This is a genomic window from Flavobacterium faecale, assembly GCF_003076455.1.
Classification (GTDB): Bacteria; Bacteroidota; Bacteroidia; order Flavobacteriales; family Flavobacteriaceae; genus Flavobacterium; species Flavobacterium faecale.
Genome location: NZ_CP020918.1, coordinates 2537085 through 2558410 on the forward strand (window position 1 = coordinate 2537085; position 21326 = coordinate 2558410).

The window sequence follows — 21326 nt, forward strand, 5'->3', positions numbered from 1 at the left end:
ATTAGGTGTTTAATTTTATAATTGTATCGTTGTACATATAGTTTCTGTATTTTTCAACATTTTGTGGTGTCCGATTCGGATTTTTTGTACTCCTTTGTTCAAACTATTAAAACAGTTGTCTAATTTAGGAATCATTCCCGAATGAATCGCTTTTTCGTCTTTTAATTTTGAATACAATTCGGCATTCATATTCGCAATCACAGAACTATCATCTTCTGAATCGAATAAAACACCCGGTTTTTCGAAGCAATAATTTAACGTCACCTCATAAACCTCAGATAAAGCAATTGCCAATTCGCTTGCAATAGTATCAGCATTGGTATTGAGCAGTTGACCTTTTTTGTCGTGGGTGATTGCGCAAAAAACAGGCGTGATTCCGGCTTCGATTAGCGTTTGTAAAAGTGTCGTGTTTACCTTTTTGACATCGCCTACAAATCCGTAATCAATCGTGGGATGATTTCTTTTTTCAGACTGAATTAAATTTCCATCTGCGCCAGAAAATCCGATGGCATTGGTATTGTTTGCTTGCAATTGAGCAACTACTTCTTTGTTGATTTGTCCTGCATAAATCATGACAACTACCTCAAGCATAGCAGCATCTGTAATGCGACGTCCGTCAATCATTTGCGGAACAAGTCCAATGCTTTTGGCCATTTTGGTAGCTGATTTTCCGCCACCGTGAACTAATACTTTATGCCCTTCAATTTTAGAAAAATCGCTCAGAAACTGTTGTAATTCGTTGGCATCATCAATGATGTTTCCGCCAATTTTCACAAGGGTTACTATTTTTTTATTGCTCATTTTTCAATATTTTTTGAAGCACCAATTGTGCCGCATAGGTTCTATTATTTGCTTGTTCGATTACAATGGAGTTTTCGCTATCCAAGACTTCGTCAGCTACAACAACGTTACGACGCACAGGTAAGCAGTGCATGAATTTAGCATTGTTTGTCAAAGCCATTTTTGCTGCATTGACCGTCCAATTTGGGTCAGAATTGGTTATTTTACCGTAGTCGTTGTAATTACTCCAGTTTTTGGTATAGATAAAATCGGCATTCTCAAATGCTTTGTCTTGATCGTATTCTATTTTTGAATCCTTTGTGATTTCAGGATTTAGTTCATATCCTTCGGGATGGGTAATTACAAAATCAGCATCTTGCAACTGCATCATTTCTACAAAAGAGTTGGCTACCGCTTGTGGCAATGCTCTTGGGTGAGGTGCCCATGACAGTACTACTTTTGGTCTGTGTGCGGTTTTGTGCTCTTCCATTGTGATTGCATCTGCAAGGGATTGTAGTGGGTGACCTGTACAACCTTCCATGTTCACGATTGGCACAGTTGCATATTTTAAGAAACCTGCCAAAACGGTTTCGGCGTTGTCTTTTTCTTTGTCTACCAAACCGGCAAAAGCTCTGATGGCAACAATATCGCAGTATTGTGAAACAACTTCTGCTGCTTCTTTGATATGTTCAGATGCCCCTTTGTTCATAATGGCTCCATCTTCAAACTCCAACGTCCATCCCTCATTGGTGAAGTTCATGACCATGACATTCATTCCTAAATTCAAGGCTGCTTTTTGCGTGCTTAAACGCGTACGTAGACTTGGATTAAAAAACAACATTCCGAGGGTTTTATGTTTTCCTAGTTTCTTATTCTTTAAGGGATTTTTTTTGATTTTCAAGGCATCTTTAACCCAGTCTGATAGGTTGTTGATGTTTTGTACTGAGATGTAATTCATTTTTTATGTATTTGAATTGTACTGATTTACTATTGTTGTGTTTTTATGGACGCGGATTGTACTGATTCGCTATCGCGAAAACGCGGATAAAATCTGATTTTTTTCTTTTTGATTAGCACAGATTAGCTAAAGCTAATTTTGATTTGTACTGATTTATTATTGTTGCATTTTTATGGACGCGGATTATACTGATTCGCTATCGCGAAAACGCGGATAAAATCTGATATTCTTCATTTTGATTAGCACAGATTAGCTAAAGCTAATTTTGATTTGTACTGATTTAAGTTGCATGTGATTTAGCTTCTTCTTCTTTATTTTCTTCGCTTTCTATTGTTTTCGAATACTTTTCTTTTAAACTCTGGTTTTGGACCAAAATTCATTAGTAATCCTAATTCACAATCTGTTGCCCGAAGATAATTGAGTATTTGATTTTCATATTGTTCATTTATGTGATCAACTGCTTTTAATTCCAATAATACTTTGTTCTCAACTATTAGGTCAACTACGTAATCACCGACTTGCTGTTCTTTATAATAGACCGCTATTCTTTTTTCAGGTTCTACTACTAAATTTTTATTTCTTAATTCTATACATAAAGCGTTTTGATATACTTTTTCCAAAAAACCATATCCCAACTCATTGTAGACTTCATAAAAGGTCTTGATGATAACATTTGTAAGTTCTTCGTGTAGTAAAGGCATACTTTCTAAATCATAAGCGTTGAAAAAACAATTAAAAGCATCTATAAGTCTATTGAGACACAATATAATAAATCCTTTTTAATTCAAATTAGCTTTAGCTAATCAAAAATAGTCACAATAGAATTAAAAAAAATCGTTTTGATCCTCGGCTTCGCGCAAGCGAATCCGTTTCATCCAAGTCCCAACTCTACACAATCTTAGTAAAAGGTATTGTATTATTTATAGCATTCAAAATAAAGTTGTCATTTAACCCATTCACAATCCAAGTTTCAATATTGGCAGCTTTGGCTATTGCGGCAGCTTCAATCTTAGACTGCATACCACCAGTTCCATGTGATGATTTTGAGTCGCCTACTTCTTGTTGCATTAAATTCAAATCTGTTACAATCGAAATCGTTTCTGGATTTTTATCCTGAAAAGTAGCTTTGGTATAGATTCCGTTGGTATTGGTAGCGATAATTAAAATGTCAACATTCAGCAATACAGCCGTTAATGCTGCTAATTTATCGTTGTCACCAAATTTAATTTCGTCCGTAGCTACCGTATCATTTTCATTGATGATCGGAATATAATTATTTTTAACCAACACATTTATTGTATTGACAATATTGACTTTGGTATTTTCTTTTTCGAAATCAGAATAGGAGAGTAGGCATTGCGATGTGTGTAAACCCAAGTCGCTAAAATTTTCATGGTATATCCGCATCAAATGAGGCTGCCCGATCGAAGCAAGCGCTTGCTTCACAAAAACTTCTTGATCGTTATTGTCCAATTTTACAAATTGCTTGGCCGCTGCAATCGCACCCGAACTCACAATTATAAATTCGTATTCCTCTTTTAACGCAGCAATTTGGACACCAATATCTTCAATCTTTCCTCTCGAAATATGATTGGTTTCTCTGGTGAGTGTGTTGCTTCCTATTTTTAGTAAAATTCTTTTTTTCATTTTATGCTTTTAGCCTTTAGCTTTTAGCTATTGGCATTATGACTTGTACTTTAATTTCAATCCAATACAGCTAAAAGCTAAAAGCCAATAGCCAAATGCTTGAATGTCTATCTTATTTGTCCATCCCCGTAAACGTACCATTTGTTGGTTACCAAATGCTGTAAACCAATTGGTCCACGTTGGTGTAATTTGTCGGTACTGATGGCCAATTCGCCACCTAAACCAAATTGTCCACCATCGGTAAAACGAGTCGAAGCATTGTGATATACAGATGCTGCGTCTACATTCTCCATGAATACTTGCGCATCATCTGCAACCTCTGTAATGATCGAAGCAGAGTGACCGCCACAATATTTATTAATTTTAGCAATCGCTTCTTCATCAGAATTTACGACCCCAATTACAATTTTATAATTCAAAAACTCTTCGTACCAAATTGCTTCATTTTCGATTTCTGGAACCTGAGTCGCTTTTGCAAAGGCGCTATCTCCCAAAACTTCTACATTGAATTTTTGCAATTCGGTCACCAATTCTTTTGCAAAACTTTCCCAATTCGGAACTTTAGTATCTATTACAACCTTGTCAAGAGCATTGCAAACTCCAATATTGGTTGTTTTTCCGTTAATGATGATGTCCATCGCTTTTTTCAAGTCGGCAGATTGATTCACATAAACAAAGTTATTTCCACGACCGCTTACAATTACTGGGCAAGTAGCGAACTTTTTGGTGAATTCAATTAGTTTTTCGCCACCACGAGGAACGATTAAATCGACTTTTTGCGTTGGTTTTTCTAGGAATGCTTGCGTTTGTGCTCTATCATAATTTAGGTATTCAACCCATTCTGTAGCAACGCCATTACTCTCTAATGCTTGGTGCCAAAGGCTCACAATTTTTTGGTTCGAAAGCAATGATTCTTTTCCGCCTTTCAACAAGATTTTGTTTCCCGACTTAAAAGCGATTCCTCCCGCTTCGACAGTGACGTCTGGGCGCGATTCGTATATGATTAAAATAGTTCCAAAAGCGGCAGTTTTATTGCTGATTTTCATTCCGTTCTCGTGTGTAAACGTGAACCGAACTTGTCCAACAGGGTCTTCCTGACTAGCCAATTGTTGCATTGAAAGGATCATGCCGTCCACTTTGGCATCATCAACCAATAAACGTTTCTCCATAGCCAAATCTTCACCGTTGTAGTTGGCTAAATCTTGCTGGTTAATCGCTTTTAGGTTTTCTCTTTCTGGCTCTAATAAAGCCGCCATTGTAGTTAAAACAGCATTTCTTTTTTCGATTGGAAGTATTTTGTTCATTGTGTTTTATTTTTTACAATTTATAAAATAATTTTATAAATCATTCAATTCTAATTCTATTTGTTCAACTGTTGGCAATTTGCTTTGATAATTTTTAGGCAATGCCTGTGTTAGTTGATATTCGCTTATTCCGATTGGTTTTTGAATATCACGAATTGAGTACTCCGCTTCAATTTTATCTTTATGTTTGCAAAGAATCAATCCAATAGACGGATTGTCTTGTGGATGTTTTAATTGACTATCAATTGCAGATAAATAAAAATTTAGTTTACCTGCATATTCAGGTTTAAATTTTCCTGATTTTAACTCTAAAACAATGTAACAACGCAATTCTAAATGATAAAAAAGCAAATCAATTGCGTAATTATTTTCTCCAACTTGAATTGCATATTGTCTACCCACAAAAGCAAAACCTTTACCAAGCTCCAATAAAAAGCTTGTGATATGCTGCATCATTGCAGATTCAATCTCTCTTTCTAATGCGTCATTTTCTAATCCTAAAAAATCAAAGTTATAAGGGTTTTTCAAAGTTTCAATTGCTAATTGAGACTCGAACTCTGGTAAAGTATTCTTGAAATTAGTTACTGCTTTTCCTTTTGATAGAAAAAAGTTGTTTTTTATTTGAATTTCGAGTTGTTCTCTGCTCCAACCGTTTTGTACAGTTGCATTTGCATAAAAAATAGCTTCATCAGTATTTTTTATTTTCGAAATAATTAACCTATTATGTCCCCAAGGAATTTGTGCCACAGCCTGTGGCACAATTGAATCGATAGACTCATAAAATAAGTACCATTGGCGAATAGCATATAAATTTCGTCTCGAAAAACCACTAATATCAGGAAAACTCAACTTTAAATCTATCGATAATTGTTCTAAAACTGAATCTCCCCAGTTTGCTTCTTTTTGCTTGCTGACAATGTCTTTCGCCAAATCCCAATACAATTCCATGAGCTGAGAGTTTACCTTAACCGCAACCGTCAATTGAGCAAATTTTATTTTTTGCTTAATTGATTTGAGCCATGGTTTATAGGTGTTTTCTAAATTCATTAAAAGGGTGCACTGTTATATTACTTACTTTATCGTTTTGCAAAATAATTGTATGGGCGTGTCCCTATCGGGTCGGGCTATTCGCTACAATCTTTTTTATTCATTTCCGCTAACGCTACAATCAATAAAAAAGGATTTTCGCTGCTATCCCTCACGCAAAACATAATGGAATTCTTTTTAATTTATGATTAACGATTTTAGAAGTAGATGAAAAAATATCAGTTCCATATCTAAAATCGTTATTCTTCAATCGTTAATTTTCACCCTTTCAATTCCGCCAACGATTCCTGCAATGCTATAATGAATGTATCAATAGCATCAGTCGTAATTGTCAAAGGAGGCAAGATTCTCAATAAGTTTTTATTGTTTGCTCCTCCGGTAAAAATGTGTTTTTCAATAATCATTTTCTTTCTCAAGGCACTTACATCGAAATCAAATTCAACTCCAAGCATTAGTCCTCTACCTTTTACTTTGATGATTTCCGGAACTGCCTTGATCGCTTCCAAAAAGTAGGCTTCAACTTTGGTAGCGTTTGCCATCAAGTTTTCTTTTTCCATCACTTCTAGCACAGCAATACTTGCAGCACAGGCCAAATGACTACCACCAAAAGTAGTTCCTAGCAATCCGTAGCTTGCTTTGAAATGAGGAGCAATTAAAATTCCGCCAATCGGGAAACCATTCCCCATACCTTTTGCCATGCAAATAATATCTGGTGTGATGCCGTGAAATTGGTGTGCAAAGAATTTTCCGCTTCTTCCAAATCCGGATTGTACTTCGTCCATGATTAGAACTACGTCATGCGCTTTACAAACTTTTTCTAAAGCCTGAAAAAATTCCGTTGTTCCTTGGTCTAAACCACCAACACCTTGAATAGGCTCGATGATTACACAAGCAACATCTCCTTTTTTCAATTCGGCTTCTACCAAATCAATTTCATTGAGGGGTAAAAAAGTAACTACTTGTTGCGCATTAATCGGTGCAACAATTTTCGGATTATCTGTTGTAGCAACAGCTGCCGATGTACGTCCGTGAAAAGCGTTGTTAAAAGATATAACTCTTGCTTTATTGGTGTGAAAAGAAGCCATTTTCAAAGCATTCTCATTCGCTTCTGCTCCAGAAGAGCACAAAAACAAGCTGTAATCGGTATAACCGGAAAGTTTTCCAAGCTTGTCCGCCAATTCCACTTGCAATGGATTTTGAATCGCATTGGAGTAAAAACTCAAATTATCCAATTGTGCTTTTACTTTTGCAACATAATACGGTTGCGTATGTCCAATAGAAATTACTCCGTGACCAGAGTATAAATCTAAATATTCGATTCCTTTGTCGTCTGTAATGGTGCAATCTAATGCTTTTACAGGAGTGATAGGGTATAATGGGTAAACGTCAAATAAGTTCATTTTTTTCCTCCCCCTAGCCCCCTCCGAAGGAGGGGGTATAAATGACAACGGGGGGTGTTGCTTTTAAATCAGTAATTAATTGTAAAAAGTAATATTTATTTAAATTCTGCTTTGTCGATAATTTTGCTCAGTTCCCCCTTCGGGGGCTAGGGGGATTTAAAATCCACTCGGTTTCAAATGCAATCCTGTAGTTTCATCCAATCCAAACATTAAATTCATGTTTTGAACGGCTTGACCAGAGGCGCCTTTGAGTAAATTGTCAATCACCGAAGTGATTAAAATCCGGTTTCCTTTTTTTAATAAACTAATGATGCATTTGTTGGTTTGTACTACTTGCTTCATGTTGATGTTTTCGGTAGTAATTGTTACAAACGGTTGGTCTTTATAGAAGGCTGTGTATTTGGCAACCAAATCGTCCAAAGTTTCTTCTGATTTTGTGTACAAAGTGGCGAAGATTCCTCTTGGGAAATCACCTCTATTAGGTACAAAAATCAATTCATCTGAATAAGACGCTTGTAATTGATTGATACTTTGATTTATTTCGCCCAAATGTTGGTGTTCGAATGCTTTGTAGTGTGAGAAGTTGTTGTTTCTCCAACTAAAATGTGAGGTTGCTGATAAACTTACACCTGCACCTGTACTACCCGTAGTTGCGTTGATGTGCACATCTTCGCTCAACAATCCGTCAGCTGCTAGTGGCAATAATGCCAATTGAATAGCGGTTGCAAAACAACCTGGATTAGCAATATAACTAGCGGTTTTTATGTCTGCTTTGTTCAATTCGGGTAAACCGTATACAAAAGATTTTCCGTCGAATTGATTGTCTTTGGTCAAACGGAAGTCGTTTCCTAAATCGATGATTTTGGTTGCGTCAGAGAATTTGTTGCCTTCTAGAAACGAAATTGATTTTCCGTGTCCTAAACACAAGAAAAGCACGTCTACATTTGGATTAACCGTATCGGTGAAATTCATTTCGATATCGCCCATCAAATCTTGGTGCGCAGTAGTTAATGGTTTTCCAGCGTTTGTGGTGCTGTAGACAAAATCTAGTTTTGCATTAGGGTGAAACATCAGAATTCTAATTAATTCTCCTGCTGTATATCCTGAACCTCCAATTATTCCGATTGAAATCATAACTCTTTGTTTTTAAACATTTTTATTGTTTTACCAGTAAGAACTTAAGTTTCATTTAGTTGAAATTTTCATAATTACTTACTGGTTTAAAATAGAGTTAAAGCCTTTTACATCACTTCAACTTTATAGTGTGAAAAATATCCTGAAAAATCAAAACGTTTCTCTGTAGCCCCGATAGCAGTAAAAATCCTTTTTGGGCTGGGGTTCAGCCCAAAAAGATTGTAACGAATAGCGGGACGGAATTTCCTGAAAAGCAAAATGTTTCTGCTCCTTAGAAAAACTTTTATTTATTCGTAAGTTTCGTTGTTTACTGCCGAAAATATGTTTTGAGCGTTACCCAAAATTTTGATAAACCCTTTGGCATCGTCAGACGTCCAAGCGTTGTTCATTTCGCCATATTGACCAAAACTGTTTGTCATCAAGTCATTGTCAGACTCGATTCCGTCCAACACAAAATGGTATGGTCTCAAAGTTACAAATACTTTTCCGTTTACATTTTTTTGCGTGTCTTCAAGGAAAGCCTCGATGTTACGCATTACTGGATCTAGAAATTGCCCTTCGTGGAAAAGCATTCCGTACCAATTTCCTAGTTGCTCTTTCCAGTATTGTTGCCATTTTCCTAGCGTGTGTTTCTCTAGCAAATGGTGTCCTTTGATGATGATTAAGGGAGCAGCAGCTTCAAAACCAACTCTTCCTTTGATTCCGATAATGGTATCTCCAACGTGCGTATCTCTACCAATTGCATACGCATTACCCAATTTTTCTAAAGTTACAATGTTGTTTGAAGGTTTGTCTTTTTTGCCATTTACAGCAATTAATTCTCCTTCTTTGAACTCAAGAGTTACTTTTTCTTCTCCTTCTTTTACCAATTGCGAAGGGTAAGCTTCATTAGGTAACGATTTGTGCGAAGTCAAAGTTTCTTTTCCTCCAACAGATGTTCCCCAAAGACCTTTGTTGATGGAGTATTGTGCTTTTTCCCAAGAGTAGTGTACGCCGTTTTGAGCTAAATAATCAACTTCTTCTTGTCTTGATAATTTCAAGTCACGAATAGGAGTGATGATTTCGATCTCTGGAGCGATGGTGTGGAAAATAAGATCAAAACGAATTTGGTCATTACCTGCACCTGTACTACCATGTGCGATAGCAGTTGCTCCAATTGATTTTGCGTATTTGATCGCTTCAATCGCTTGAAAAACTCTTTCGGCACTTACAGAAAGTGGGTAAGTGTTGTTTTTTAAGACATTACCATAAATCAAAAATTTGATGGCTTGATCGTAGTATTTGTCTACAATAGTAAGGTTGGCGTGTTTGGCACTACCTAACTCATATGCACGCTCTTCAATATCGTTAAGTTCTTGGTCATCAAATCCACCTGTGTTGATTAATACTGTGTGTACTTCGAATCCTTTTTCGTTTTTTAAATATTTAAGGCAATATGAGGTATCAAGACCTCCACTGTATGCTAGTACTACTTTTTTCATCATTTTTTACTTTTGGCCAGGTCCGTTTGGTACCTAGTTGATTATTATTGAATGTTGCTTTATTGTTGTTCATCATTATTAACAAATGATGCTTGTTTTTTATTTTTTTTCTGTGATAGTCAAAAGAATGGCTTGCTTTATGGCTTTTAATCGGTTTAATACCTTGACATTAAAAGGATGTTTGGGCGGATCTTTCGGTTTTTCTTTCGGGTCGAAAAGCATTCCGGTACACAAACAAAGTTTGTTTTCTTTGCTTTTCAAAATCTCGTAATTAGTACAGGTTTGGCATCCTTTCCAAAAACTTGGATCAGTCGTCAACTCTGAAAACGGAACAGGTTTGTACCCCAAATCCGAATTGATTTTCATTACTGCTAATCCAGTTGTGATACCGAAAACCTTAGCTTCTGGGTATTTCTTTTGTGAATAATCAAATACAAACGATTTGATTTTCTTAGCCAAACCTAGATTCCGGAAGTCAGGATGCACAATCAACCCCGAATGCGCTACAAATTTTCCGTGTTCCCACACTTCGATATAGCAAAACCCAGCAAATTTACCGTCTGCCAAAGCGATGACAGCATCTTGAGTGGTCATTTTTTTGTGAATGTATTCAGGAGTTCGTTTAGCAATTCCTGTACCTCTCAACTTGGCAGAAGTCTCTATGGTATCACAAATTTCTTGTGCGTATTTGAAATGCTCTTCTCGAGCTATTACGATATCAATATTCATTTAAGAGTTGATTTATTGCGTTGTGAAACAAATTTTAAATGATTGGGTACAATACAATTGCATACAATAGCAGTCAAGATCCATGGGTAGGAATTTGAAAGTAACTTGTAAATATGGTTTTTAGGATTTGTTAATCCACTACTAGATAACAGTTGCAATACCAAAGCAAAAAAAATGAGAAATGAATAATTATTGTTTAAACCAAACATAATGAATACTAAACCAATAGTATTCTTACCTCGGGTGAGGTTGCGGGTTGTTCCATCCGTGAATTGGAGATAATATGTACACGTGTGTTATTCATAGCACAAAAGTACATTAATTTTTGAAAATGAAGGGTATGGTTTACTGTTATATAACAATTTTTTAAAGAATTGTTGTTTATTGAAATTATGTTCTTTTTTTAGAATTTTGTTCAACAAAAACAGATTTAAAAGCGTGGATTTTATTTATTCTGTATAAAAAAAATACCATTAAGGATTGAAGATTGTAGAATCAACGTTCTTAATGGTACTGTAATGCTATTCAATTGGTTTCTAATTGAAACGATTTTGAGTAATAATAGCTTTTATTTTTTGTTTTAAATCCTCTCCAGTATCATATATCATTTGTTGACTGTCTGGAAAAGGGACTACTCGATTATTAAAATAAGTAAGGTAATTATCGTCGGCAGCACGACGGTCTCCTTTATAATTTGAATAAATATTTTCGAAAATATATTGGCTACTGATCGGGAAGCTTTGTAATAATTGTTTATTTCGAGTATCATAAAAGTCCACTTTAGCTGCAATTGCACTGCTTTTAAACTGGCGAACCTCAAAAATTCGTACGGTGGCTTTTACTATATTATCGACCCAAACTTCTTTCCCTTTATCATCAATCACTACTTTTCCTTTTGCATCTAGAAGTTTTCGCTGTCCATCTTTTATTTGACGTTCTTTTATAAACTCACGCTCTTTGATTTGTTCTGGCGAAATTTGAATGTCTCTAAAGTTGATAGCCATTTCATAATCATAATTAGTACCAATTGTTTTTTTACTGTGATATACGGTCCATTTATCATTTAATCCATAGGTATTAAAATCTAATAATTCATTTTGCAAGCGAGCAGGAATAATCATATTGGTTTCATTGCGAGTGTAAACCAATACAAAATCGGTTCCTTTGAACTGCGCTTCCTCTCGTAATCGAAGGACATCTTTGTAATTTGGACTCAATTGATTGATGTAGTCAAAATCATCATAGGCTTTGCGATAGTCCATTTTATTTTTTGAATTCATCAAATTTTTACTCGAAATATATAAGTACGTCGTTAAGGCGTTTTTGCTTTCGATCAATTCAGTATTATAATTATCGAATGGGAAAATAGCATTTCGACCGAGTTTCAATATTTTCAAAGGTAGAATAGGAGTGATGGCTTGCTGACGATTATCCAATGCTAGATAGGTGTTGTATATGCGCTCAAGGTTAGCAACATTGCCTTCTTTTTTCATCAGGTTGATACTGTTTAGATCTCTTGATTTCGCTTTTGCAAAAGCTTCTTCGAGTAAATAAACATAATCTTGTTTTCCTTTTTTGTCTTTGTTGGAACGCAGGTTCGAGATAGCATTCTCTATCGCTTGATCATAGTTTCCAGAGGTCAGTAAGTTGCGTGTTGTGCGAACTCCACAACTAGTTAAAATGATAGAAAGTAAAATGAGTAAGGTAGTTTTTTGCATGGGTGATGATTTTAGCAAATGCCATAAATATAAATAAAGGTCAAATGCGATTGTGATTGGCGTATTCAAATAGCGTGCCTTTTTGTTTTCGCTCTTTATTATTTTGGTCTAAATGCTGTAATTTGGGTAATAAACTTTATAAGAAACCGTCGCAGAGACAATTGCATCTGCGACGGTTATTTTTATTTTTTAATAGGTAAATAAATATCAAAGGTGGCTCCTTGGTTTGGAAGTCCGTGTGCTGTAATTTGTCCGTTGTGATTTTCGACAATCTTCTTTACAATGGCAAGCCCGATTCCGGTACCGTGAAACTTTTCTTTTCCGTGAAGACGCTGAAAGACTTCAAATATCTTTTCGTTGTATTCTTCCTCAAAACCTATTCCGTTATCTTTTACTTGAATATGACAGTATTTAGTCTGTTTATTAAGTTCAGGATAAGAGATTGTTTCTCCTGAAATCACTTCGCAATGAATAGCAATTTGTGGAGCAACATTTTCTCGTGTAAATTTGATTGCATTGCTAATCAAATTAAAAAGTAGTTGCCTAAACTGAAAGTGAATAACGGTAAAGTCAATATCATTATCAACGGTTATGATGGCTTCTTTTTGTAAAAGTTCTTCGTTCAAATCTTCTTTTACCTCATCAATAATAATAGAAAGTTTTGTTTTTTCGAATTTTATTTCTTGAATGCTCGTTCTAGAATAGGCCAAAAGATCCTGAATTAGATTCTGCATCCTGTTGGCTGCATTTTGCATCCTTCTAAATTTGTCTTTTCCGTTTTCAGACAAATTATGGGCTTCTCTTTCATTGATCAAGGTTGCAAAAATTTGAATTTTGCGCAATGGTTCTTGTAGATCATGACTAGAAATATACGCGAAAGATTGCAACTCTTTGTTCATTTTCTCTAATGCGTCATTCTTCAAATTAAGTTCTTTGGTACGTTGCAAAACTTGTTTTTCCAATTCATTGGTAAACATTTTTTGATCTTGAATATCCGTACTTGTTCCTACCCACATGGTAATCTTTCCATCTGCATCTCGTTGCGGGATTGCTCTACTTAATTGCCAACGATAAGTACCATCACTTTTGCGGAAGCGGTGTTCAATTAAAAAGTCTTTTTGATTGTTGATAGAGTCTAACCACTTGCGTACGTTCTCTTCTCGATCATCTAAATGTACGATGTCTAACCAACCTTTTGTAAATAAATCGTCTACACTATGTCCTGAAAAATCATAAACCGATTGATTGAAGTAGTTTAGATTACCTTCAGGATCTGCTGTCCAAATAAACTGTGGCATAGAATCAGCCAAGAGTCTAAACTTCTGTTCTCTTTCTAGTAATTGATTTTGAAAATCACGCTCCTCTGTGATATCGCGTAGTGTTCCTAGCATACGCACAGGAGTAGCATTCTCATCATAGAAAACTCTTCCTTTGGCTTCAAGCCAATATATTTTATTATTAATTATCGATCTTACTTCATATTGAAGAATACCTGTTTTAAATGCCGTTACAAATGCGGCTTCACGCTTTGCTCGATCTTCAGGGTGCATGTATTTTAATAATTCTTCGCGATCAACATATGTTTTTCCTTTAAAGCCTAAAATTTCTAAGGCTCTAGGCGATATTATGGTTTCATTTGTAAGCACGTCTAATTCCCATACTCCAAGTTCACTAGCCTCGATAATAACATTAAGTTTTTGTTCGTTATCCTGCATCTCTTTTTTGGCGACTACAGTGGCGGTTACTTCTGTTGCAACGGTAATAATCCCTGTAACTACATTGTTTTCAATCAGAGGATGGTATACAAAATTGAAATAGCTCACCTCTTTTTTTCCGAAACGTGTAAGTGTTACTGGGAATTCATAGCCATAAAATGGTTCTCCTGTTTTATAAATATCTTTTGTAATTGCACCAACGGTTTCTTCCGCATCTGGGAGGGAATCAAACAATGGCTTTCCAATAAAATCCTCTGCTTTTTGATCTACTAGTTCAAGATAAGAAGTATTGGCCATTTCGACAATATTATCCTTCCCTTTAAAAATAACCATTGCAGTAGGAGCTTGCTGTACAGCATCTCTAAATCGTTTTTCGATTTCTTCTCCTTTTTGTTTGGCTTCGTGCAGTTCTGTTACTTCTGCGGCGGTATTCATTACACCATAAATCTGGCCGTTTGGATTTCGAACGGGAGTAAAACTATAGTTGAAGTAGTGTGCTTTCAAAATACCATCTTTTTCAAGGTCTACTCTTTGGTTCTTGGCATGATGCGCAATACCGGTCATGAAAACATCATCTAGTTGCTGGTAGATTCCTGTGTTTGCAAGCTCAGGTAGTACATCTTTATATAATTTTCCAATTATATCAAATCCTTTGCCCCAAGTTTCAATAATAGATTGGTTCGCAAGAGTAACTCTCATTTCGCGGCCTTCATAAACTCCAATAGGAAAAGGGGCACTTTCGACAAGACTACGAAGATTTTCTTCACTTTTCTCTATCTTTTGACGGGCCAAAAATTGTTCGGTAACATCGTACCCAATAGCCATGATACCGTTTGTATTTCCGTTGATATCTAGCAAGGGCTCGTATGAGAAATTGATATATACAATCTCAGGTTTTCCAAATCGAATAAAATTCAGTGGTAATTCAGTAGTCGCAAAGCGTTCGCCTGTGCGTACAACAGTATCTAATAAATCTTTAATTCCTTGCGATAGCAGTTCGGGCATAACTTGAAGAATCGACTTGTTCATGATTTCATCTTCTGTTTTCCCCCACAATTCTAGAGCGTTTTTATTTGCAATCTCTACAACATAGTCAGGACCACGCATGATGGCAATTGCTATTGGCGCCTGCACAATCATTAGTCTAAGGTTGCTTTCACTTTCTTCAAGGAGCTTTCTAGCAACTGTTTGTTCAGTAATATCTTCGACGGTTCCGTTAAAACGGTATGCTATTTTTTCATCATTAAACCATGCTCTTCCTTTGGCATGTAAAGTGATTTCTTCTCCGGTAGTTGGGTTTATTATGTTGTATGCAATATTATAGTCACCACCAGATTGATAATCAAATGCTTTTTCTATCGCAGCAATAACCTTAGGTCTGTCACTATCAATAATGGCATTGGTTGCTTCATCTAATTCGTAGTTTGCTTTAAGTGGCAATCCAAACCATTGACGAAGTCGTTCGTTAACGGCCAGGTTATTATTGAAAGGATTAAATTCGAAAGTTCCTAATCGAGCTGCATCTAGCGCAAAATCCAATTGATTTTGATTGTCTTTTAAGGCTGCCTTAACTGCTTTCTGCTCTGTAATATCGGTATTAGTTCCAAACCAGTTGACGATGTTACCCTCTTCATTACGCACTGGTAAAGCTCGGGTAAGGAATTGTCTAAATTTTCCATCGGTACCTTTAAGCTCGCTAATCATTTCAAAGGGTTTACCTTTTTCTAACGAATTTTGCCATTGACTTATAACATCTGGTAAAGTTTCTTCTTTATAAATTTCTTTCCAGCCCCAACCTTGCATTTGTTCCAAGTTGGTTCCTGTATATTCATACCATTTTTTATTATACCAATATACAGATCCGTCTGGATTTGCCATCCAAGCCAAGTTAGGAATGTTGTCTGCCATGGCTTTAAAACGTTCTTCGCTTGCTCGCAATTGGTCAAAGGCGATCACTTGATCAGTTGTTTCGGTACAAATAGTTAATATACCAGCAATTTCTTCTGCCTCATCATAAACGGGGCTGTAACTGTAGGTCCAGTAAATATCTTCGATTCTGTTATTTCGAAAAAAAGGAATCAGCTGATTTTCATTCCAAGTTGCACCTCTTCCTTCCTTTACTTGTTGCAGTAGTGGACTGATTATATGCCAAATTTCTGCCCAGGCTACATCTGCTCGTTCACCAAGTATGTGCGGATGTTTACCCTCGTTTCCTAAACTAGGACGATAAGCATCATTGTAGAAACTAATAAGTTCTGGTCCCCACCAAAGAAACATAGGGAATTTGGAATTTAATACGATACTAAGAGTGGTTCTAAGACTTTGTGGCCAAGTATCTAGGGTTCCTAAGGGGTTTGTACTCCAGTCTTTTGAGCGTATAAGCTCGCCCATTTCACCGCCTCCATGCAAGAAAGTATTATGATCATTTAACATACGTAAAGGGTAATAATTTTAAGGTTGAATTATAAAATTGGAACGTTCAGGTTGTTGTGTTTTATTATCTGATAATCGGGTAGTGGCTTCTTGAATTACTTGTTTCAAAAGTGCAAAATCACCTGGTTTTCTGATGTAGTAATGTGCTCCATCAAGGTACAATTTGTTTATAACGTCAGTATCCATTGAGGTTGAGATGATTACGATTGGAAGTTGTTTCAAGCAATTGTCAAGTTTAATTTCTGTCAAACATTCCATACCCGATTTGCGTGGCATATTTAGGTCCAAGAAAATAATATCCGGAAGTTGATTTTTATTCGAAGATAAAAAATTCATCAATTGCACCCCGTCATTCACTGTAGTTAGCTGCATAGTCGTACTGATCTCTTCCATTGCTTCTTGAAAAAATAAGCAATCGTCCATATCATCATCTGCGAGTAAAAGGTTATGCATCATTTTATTGGTTTTAATGACTATGGATAGCCATGGTAAAGTTATTAGGAAAACTATAGCTAAATCTGCTACTACAAGACCTCAAATGTAGTTAAAATTAAACAGACTCTCTTTTTGCTAAGATAATTATAAAATGAATGCAGTAAGAGATTAATATCTGCTGCCATTAGATTCCTATTATCGTTTATGATATTTTTTATTTACAGTTTTTTGTATTTTATTTTAGGTGTTAATCTATTTGTTTATAGGTGTTTAAGTGTAGTTGTGGATTTTTTTTAATTTTTTTTATAAAATAGGGGTAACAATAGGGAACAAGAAGTGATATAAAGATGTAAACCACTAAGAACAACATCAAACAGTACAACAGTGGTTCTTTATTAAACATAAATTTAAAACTCAAACATTATGAAAAATTTAAATCTCTTCAAATTAATTTCGTTACTACTTGTAAGCATGTTCTATCAACTTGGAACCGCACAAACAGCAAAAGCATTGGTGAAAAAAGAAGTACTAAAAAATGAAAATTATTTTCAAATTAGTGCAAGAGCAGGTTATGATAATCCATTCTATTCGAATGATACTCCATATATCGACTACAACGGTGGACTGGAAGTGGGAATGTCAATAGATTACTACTGGAAATGGTTCGGAATAGGTGCAGATGTTGATTACATCTCAAACACACCAGAGAGTACCTATCCAACACAAGGTTTGATTGATGGAAATAGAATACCTCTAACCACCTTTGATTTATCTGAAAAAGGAATAAAACGATTCTTTTATGGTATTGGACCCGATTTTAAACAGCAAAGTAAAAATGGAAAATGGGTTTATGAGCTTAATACCAGAGTAGGACTTAGTTCTATCAAAGGTGGCCGTACCGAGTTGAGAGAAACTACAACCGCTATTGCTCCTCTAGGTCAATTATTAAATTTTCATGCAGGTTATGATGCGAAAAATGTGGTTACTGGTAAAGCGCAAGTACGTGTTAACTACTTTTTTAATGAGTACATAGGTGTGCATGCTGGTGCGTATTACATGAGACATTTTAATGTATCTGAATTGACTGATCCAAGTTTAGGAATTTCATCAAGTTATTATCCTTTTACAACTGGAACAAATACTGTTGGCCAAACAATTGCAAGTTTAAATCCAAAAAACGGACCTGTAGTTCGTATGGAACCTGATAAAGGAGATATTTCATCTCTAGGTGTTTTTGCAGGACTAAGTTTAAAATTGGCTTCGAATAAAAAAGAGAAAACTTGTAACGATTGTCCCGCCTATGCACTAGCAGTTACCGCAAGAGATAAATATACCAAAGAAGTTTTGCCAGATACCGATGTGGTTTTAAAAAACATCAAGGGCGAAGTGGTACAGTCAGGTAAAACTAATAATTTTGGAGTGGTTGTTTTTAACGAAATCAAACCAGATAATTATACGATTGAAGGAATGTTGTACAACACCAAAATGGAAAGTAGTACTACGGTTACCAATGAATTTAAAGCTAAAGAAACCTTGCAAAAAGTTATTTTGTACACTGATTTGAATTTTATCTTAAAAGGAAAAGTAGTAGTTTGTAACAGTGCTCAACCACTGGCTAATGTGTCTGTGAAACTTAAAAATTTATTGATTGCTGAACAAAAGAATACAGTAACAAATGATAATGGTGAATTCATTTTTAATGTTGCAAAAAATAGCATGTATGAAGTGTACGGGAAAAAAGACAGTTATTTTTCGCAAACAGAAACTATTGCAACCAAAGAATACGACAGAAATACTACCTTATTTGTAAAACTTGAAGTTTGTATGGAAGAGGCAGATTGTGGAAAAGCAATTGGATTGAAAAACATTCTTTATGATTTGGATAAGTTCGAAATTAAAGAAGAAGCTAAAAAAGAATTGAATCGTTTGGTGCAGTTCATGTTGGATAATCCTTCATTAAAAGTAGAGGTATTATCACATACTGATTCAAGATCATCAAACGAATACAATTTGACTTTATCTCAAAACAGAGCCAATGCGGCAGTTGATTATGTAGTTTCGCAAGGGATAGCTAGAAACAGAATCTCTGGAAAAGGATATGGTGAGACACAATTATTAAACAAATGCGCCGATGGAGTATCATGCTCTGAAGCTCAGCACCAATTGAACAGACGCACAGAAATGAAAGTAATTTGTAACTAAAACGATTAACTTAGATTAAAAAAAGGCTGCAGTCCAATGGATTTGCAGCCTTTTTATGGTTTGTAAAAAACGAATACTAACTTATTTTTTCAACAAGCTGTCCTCTTCATTTTTGTCATTGTTAAGCATGTTCTCTTGCACTTTTGCCAGTTTATTTCGGGTCGGGATTTTGTAGTTCATTGACAGACCTATGCGTCTTGTGTCATTTTTACTATCGTACAATAAGTTGGTACCTATAGCACCGAGCTCTTGCCTATTGGTATTAAAAATATCATTGGCATAGATAGAAATTGATAAGTCATTGTCCATAAACTTTTTCGAAAAAGTAAGGTCAAATTGTTTGCTAAATGGTTTTATCATTTTATAATATTGGTAGTTTCCACCTGTTGTAGCGGTATTGTAGTTTGCAGTAAATTTAATTTTGTGAGGTAATTGGATTTGCGACATGAAATTGAAATTCCAAAACCCTTTTGATTCTACGCCTTCCAACAAGTGTTTTTGATTGCCTACATATACGTATAGAAAGTTGAGCTCATCTGGATTTACATTAAATTTCAAAGTTTCTTTTATCCCTTTCGAAAATAACATATACGGTATCGGTAATCCGAGGCTAAAATTGCGTACCGTTAGTTTCGGAATGTTGGTAGAAATACTTGCTGCTCCATTATTATTGGATACAATTCTATTGACCACTGCATTGCTAGCATCACTTATAGAGTATTTGATAAACATGTAATCAAAGGCACTAATCTTAACCTCATAATTATCATAAATAGTGGGTGACAAATTAGGGTTTCCAAAGAAAGAAACATTTGGATTTTGATAGTTAGTGTTGTTTGGATTCAATGCTGAGGTGTTGGGCAAGCTTATTTTCTTATTGTAATTGGCATTCATAAAAACCTTTGACATGATATTGTATTGCAGCGTAGCATTAGGAAAGAACTTTGTCAAGCTAAAAGGCGTTAGATCACTGCTTACAGTTTTGCCTTCGATGGTATACGATTCCAAACGACCGCCGACTATAAATTCAAATTTCTTTAAACTTGTACTCAATTGGGTGTAAGCTGCAGTAGTGTTTCGCTTATATTCTAAGTTGTTAATGTCAAAACTAGTGGTTTTAAAGTCAAGTTTATCCGCCAAAAATCCAGCGCTCCATTTTCCTTCGTCTAATAGTTTTATCTCTTTCGAATAATCTGTTTTGAACTGATAAAAATTTTGGTTGAAACTATTTTGCAACGAAACGTTACCTGATGGAATTCCTGCCAATTGAAAATCATTTTGGTTTTGGTTGTAATTCAATCGAAAATCAAGTTTGGTAGCCGGATTTGCAAAACGCTTTTGGTAGGTAACCACAGCTTCATTGCGCACTTGTTTGGTGTCACTATCATCCAAGCTTACAAATCCCAAACCGTTGGCGCCAATAGTAGCAGCGTTATTACTAGTATTGTAATCATAATTTACTAATAAGCGATCTTTGTCAAAATCAAATGTAAGTCCCGATTTAATAAAGTAAAACCGATTGATTCGGTCGGTTTCATTTTGCGATAGCACATCTGTCGGATTGTAAAATTTGGTACGTTGGTATCCGTCGCTGTAGTTTTGTCCTGCTTGCAATTGCCATCCAAACAAACTGTTTTTGGCATTAAGAAGGATACTATTATTAAAACGGTGACGAGATTTATCATAATTGGTGTAGCTATAACCATTTGAGTAGGTAGCCGATATATATCTTTTGGCTGTTCTAGACGAGATGATGTTGATGATTGCACCACCAGAGGTAGCGGGAAACTCCGCTCCGGGTTGTGTGATAATTTCGATTTTTTCTACAGAGTTTGCTGGTAAGCTTTCTAGGTATGAATTCAATTCGTTGGAATATATATTTAAAGGTCGCCCGTCCATGTATACCTCGAGCTGCTTGCCTTGGTAAGTCATCCCTGCTACGTCAGAGATAATTAATCCTGGTAATTTCTTCAACCCTTCGAGTAAGGAACCCGAATTAAGCTGTGGTTGATCAGAAAAGTTAATAATCGTTCGATCAGATTTTTGTTCAATGGCTTTCTTTTTAACCACGAGAACAACCTCTTTTAGGTTGGTGGTTTGAACAGAATCTTTTTTGGTGGTGTTTTGAGAATAAAGTGCGCCTGAAATAAAAAATACGAGTAAAAGTTTTTTCATATTGTTATAATTGCTTCAAATGATATAAACGAACTATCCGACAGCCTTTTAAAAGACCATTGAAAGGCTTCGCGAGCAAATATAGGAAAAGATTTACTACGATTTTTACTGTAGTTTTTTAATTTAAAGCCGATAGTGTGTTCTCAATCTGATTTTTAGCCAAAATAG

The 21326-nt window shown here is 35.6% G+C and carries 15 protein-coding genes; 1 reads left to right on the forward strand and 14 read right to left on the reverse strand.

Features of this window, described 5'->3' with window-relative positions:
• Window positions 1-15: 15 nt before the first annotated feature.
• The 13 genes from argB to FFWV33_RS11010 all read right to left on the reverse strand — a co-directional run bounded on the left by argB (window position 16) and on the right by FFWV33_RS11010 (window position 16802).
• On the reverse strand, window positions 16-801 hold the full coding sequence (gene argB, locus FFWV33_RS10945) for an acetylglutamate kinase (protein WP_108740931.1): 786 nt from the start codon (window positions 799-801) through the stop codon (window positions 16-18).
• The gene (locus FFWV33_RS10950; protein ID WP_108740932.1) at window positions 791-1738 is read right to left on the reverse strand and encodes an N-acetylornithine carbamoyltransferase; all 948 of its coding nucleotides are present in this window, start codon (window positions 1736-1738) and stop codon (window positions 791-793) included. The genes argB and FFWV33_RS10950 overlap by 11 nt, the downstream gene beginning before the upstream one ends.
• A gap of 311 nt (window positions 1739-2049) precedes the next feature.
• The gene (locus tag FFWV33_RS10955) at window positions 2050-2439 is read right to left on the reverse strand and encodes a GxxExxY protein (RefSeq protein ID WP_108740933.1); all 390 of its coding nucleotides are present in this window, start codon (window positions 2437-2439) and stop codon (window positions 2050-2052) included.
• Between the two features lie 187 nt (window positions 2440-2626).
• Window positions 2627-3385, reverse strand: a complete 759-nt coding sequence (proB, locus tag FFWV33_RS10960) for a glutamate 5-kinase (RefSeq protein WP_108740934.1) — start codon at window positions 3383-3385, stop codon at window positions 2627-2629.
• 107 nt (window positions 3386-3492) lie between these two features.
• A complete protein-coding gene (locus FFWV33_RS10965; protein ID WP_108740935.1) occupies window positions 3493-4689 on the reverse strand; it encodes a glutamate-5-semialdehyde dehydrogenase in 1197 nt (398 codons plus the stop codon).
• 33 nt (window positions 4690-4722) lie between these two features.
• Window positions 4723-5736: a PDDEXK nuclease domain-containing protein gene (locus FFWV33_RS10970; RefSeq protein ID WP_108740936.1), complete on the reverse strand. Its 1014-nt coding sequence runs from the start codon at window positions 5734-5736 to the stop codon at window positions 4723-4725.
• Between the two features lie 260 nt (window positions 5737-5996).
• Complete coding sequence (locus FFWV33_RS10975) at window positions 5997-7136, reverse strand: aspartate aminotransferase family protein (RefSeq protein WP_108740937.1); 1140 nt, start codon at window positions 7134-7136, stop codon at window positions 5997-5999.
• Window positions 7137-7292: 156 nt separating this feature from the next.
• Entirely contained in the window at window positions 7293-8270 is a 978-nt protein-coding gene (argC, locus tag FFWV33_RS10980) for an N-acetyl-gamma-glutamyl-phosphate reductase (RefSeq protein WP_108740938.1), read from the reverse strand.
• Between the two features lie 287 nt (window positions 8271-8557).
• The gene (locus FFWV33_RS10985) at window positions 8558-9751 is read right to left on the reverse strand and encodes an argininosuccinate synthase (RefSeq protein WP_108742529.1); all 1194 of its coding nucleotides are present in this window, start codon (window positions 9749-9751) and stop codon (window positions 8558-8560) included.
• A 99-nt stretch (window positions 9752-9850) separates the two neighbouring features.
• Complete coding sequence (locus FFWV33_RS10990; protein ID WP_108740939.1) at window positions 9851-10480, reverse strand: GNAT family N-acetyltransferase; 630 nt, start codon at window positions 10478-10480, stop codon at window positions 9851-9853.
• Window positions 10481-11016: 536 nt separating this feature from the next.
• Complete coding sequence (locus tag FFWV33_RS11000) at window positions 11017-12198, reverse strand: hypothetical protein (protein WP_108740941.1); 1182 nt, start codon at window positions 12196-12198, stop codon at window positions 11017-11019.
• Between the two features lie 182 nt (window positions 12199-12380).
• Entirely contained in the window at window positions 12381-16346 is a 3966-nt protein-coding gene (locus tag FFWV33_RS11005; protein ID WP_108740942.1) for a PAS domain-containing sensor histidine kinase, read from the reverse strand.
• A gap of 18 nt (window positions 16347-16364) precedes the next feature.
• On the reverse strand, window positions 16365-16802 hold the full coding sequence (locus FFWV33_RS11010) for a response regulator (protein ID WP_108740943.1): 438 nt from the start codon (window positions 16800-16802) through the stop codon (window positions 16365-16367).
• Between the two features lie 402 nt (window positions 16803-17204).
• Here FFWV33_RS11010 and FFWV33_RS11015 point away from each other — a divergent pair, with 402 nt between their 5' ends.
• Entirely contained in the window at window positions 17205-18983 is a 1779-nt protein-coding gene (locus FFWV33_RS11015) for an OmpA family protein (protein ID WP_211316254.1), read from the forward strand.
• A gap of 81 nt (window positions 18984-19064) precedes the next feature.
• Here the strand turns inward: FFWV33_RS11015 and FFWV33_RS11020 are convergent, their stop codons facing one another.
• Window positions 19065-21158 carry an outer membrane beta-barrel family protein gene (locus FFWV33_RS11020; protein ID WP_108740945.1) on the reverse strand — a complete coding sequence of 698 codons (2094 nt, stop codon included), beginning with the start codon at window positions 21156-21158 and terminating at the stop codon, window positions 19065-19067.
• Window positions 21159-21326: the final 168 nt, after the last annotated feature.

Coding starts and splice junctions, on each gene's coding strand:
- FFWV33_RS10985 (WP_108742529.1), bottom strand. CDS start 9,751: ATGAAAAAAGTAGTACTAGCATACAGTGGAGGTCTTGATACCTCATAT.
- FFWV33_RS10975 (WP_108740937.1), bottom strand. CDS start 7,136: ATGAACTTATTTGACGTTTACCCATTATACCCTATCACTCCTGTAAAA.
- FFWV33_RS11005 (WP_108740942.1), bottom strand. CDS start 16,346: ATGTTAAATGATCATAATACTTTCTTGCATGGAGGCGGTGAAATGGGC.
- FFWV33_RS11000 (WP_108740941.1), bottom strand. CDS start 12,198: ATGCAAAAAACTACCTTACTCATTTTACTTTCTATCATTTTAACTAGT.
- proB (WP_108740934.1), bottom strand. CDS start 3,385: ATGAAAAAAAGAATTTTACTAAAAATAGGAAGCAACACACTCACCAGA.
- FFWV33_RS10970 (WP_108740936.1), bottom strand. CDS start 5,736: ATGAATTTAGAAAACACCTATAAACCATGGCTCAAATCAATTAAGCAA.
- argB (WP_108740931.1), bottom strand. CDS start 801: ATGAGCAATAAAAAAATAGTAACCCTTGTGAAAATTGGCGGAAACATC.
- FFWV33_RS11010 (WP_108740943.1), bottom strand. CDS start 16,802: ATGATGCATAACCTTTTACTCGCAGATGATGATATGGACGATTGCTTA.
- argC (WP_108740938.1), bottom strand. CDS start 8,270: ATGATTTCAATCGGAATAATTGGAGGTTCAGGATATACAGCAGGAGAA.
- FFWV33_RS11020 (WP_108740945.1), bottom strand. CDS start 21,158: ATGAAAAAACTTTTACTCGTATTTTTTATTTCAGGCGCACTTTATTCT.
- FFWV33_RS10965 (WP_108740935.1), bottom strand. CDS start 4,689: ATGAACAAAATACTTCCAATCGAAAAAAGAAATGCTGTTTTAACTACA.
- FFWV33_RS10950 (WP_108740932.1), bottom strand. CDS start 1,738: ATGAATTACATCTCAGTACAAAACATCAACAACCTATCAGACTGGGTT.
- FFWV33_RS10955 (WP_108740933.1), bottom strand. CDS start 2,439: ATGCCTTTACTACACGAAGAACTTACAAATGTTATCATCAAGACCTTT.
- FFWV33_RS11015 (WP_211316254.1), top strand. CDS start 17,205: ATGAAAAATTTAAATCTCTTCAAATTAATTTCGTTACTACTTGTAAGC.
- FFWV33_RS10990 (WP_108740939.1), bottom strand. CDS start 10,480: ATGAATATTGATATCGTAATAGCTCGAGAAGAGCATTTCAAATACGCA.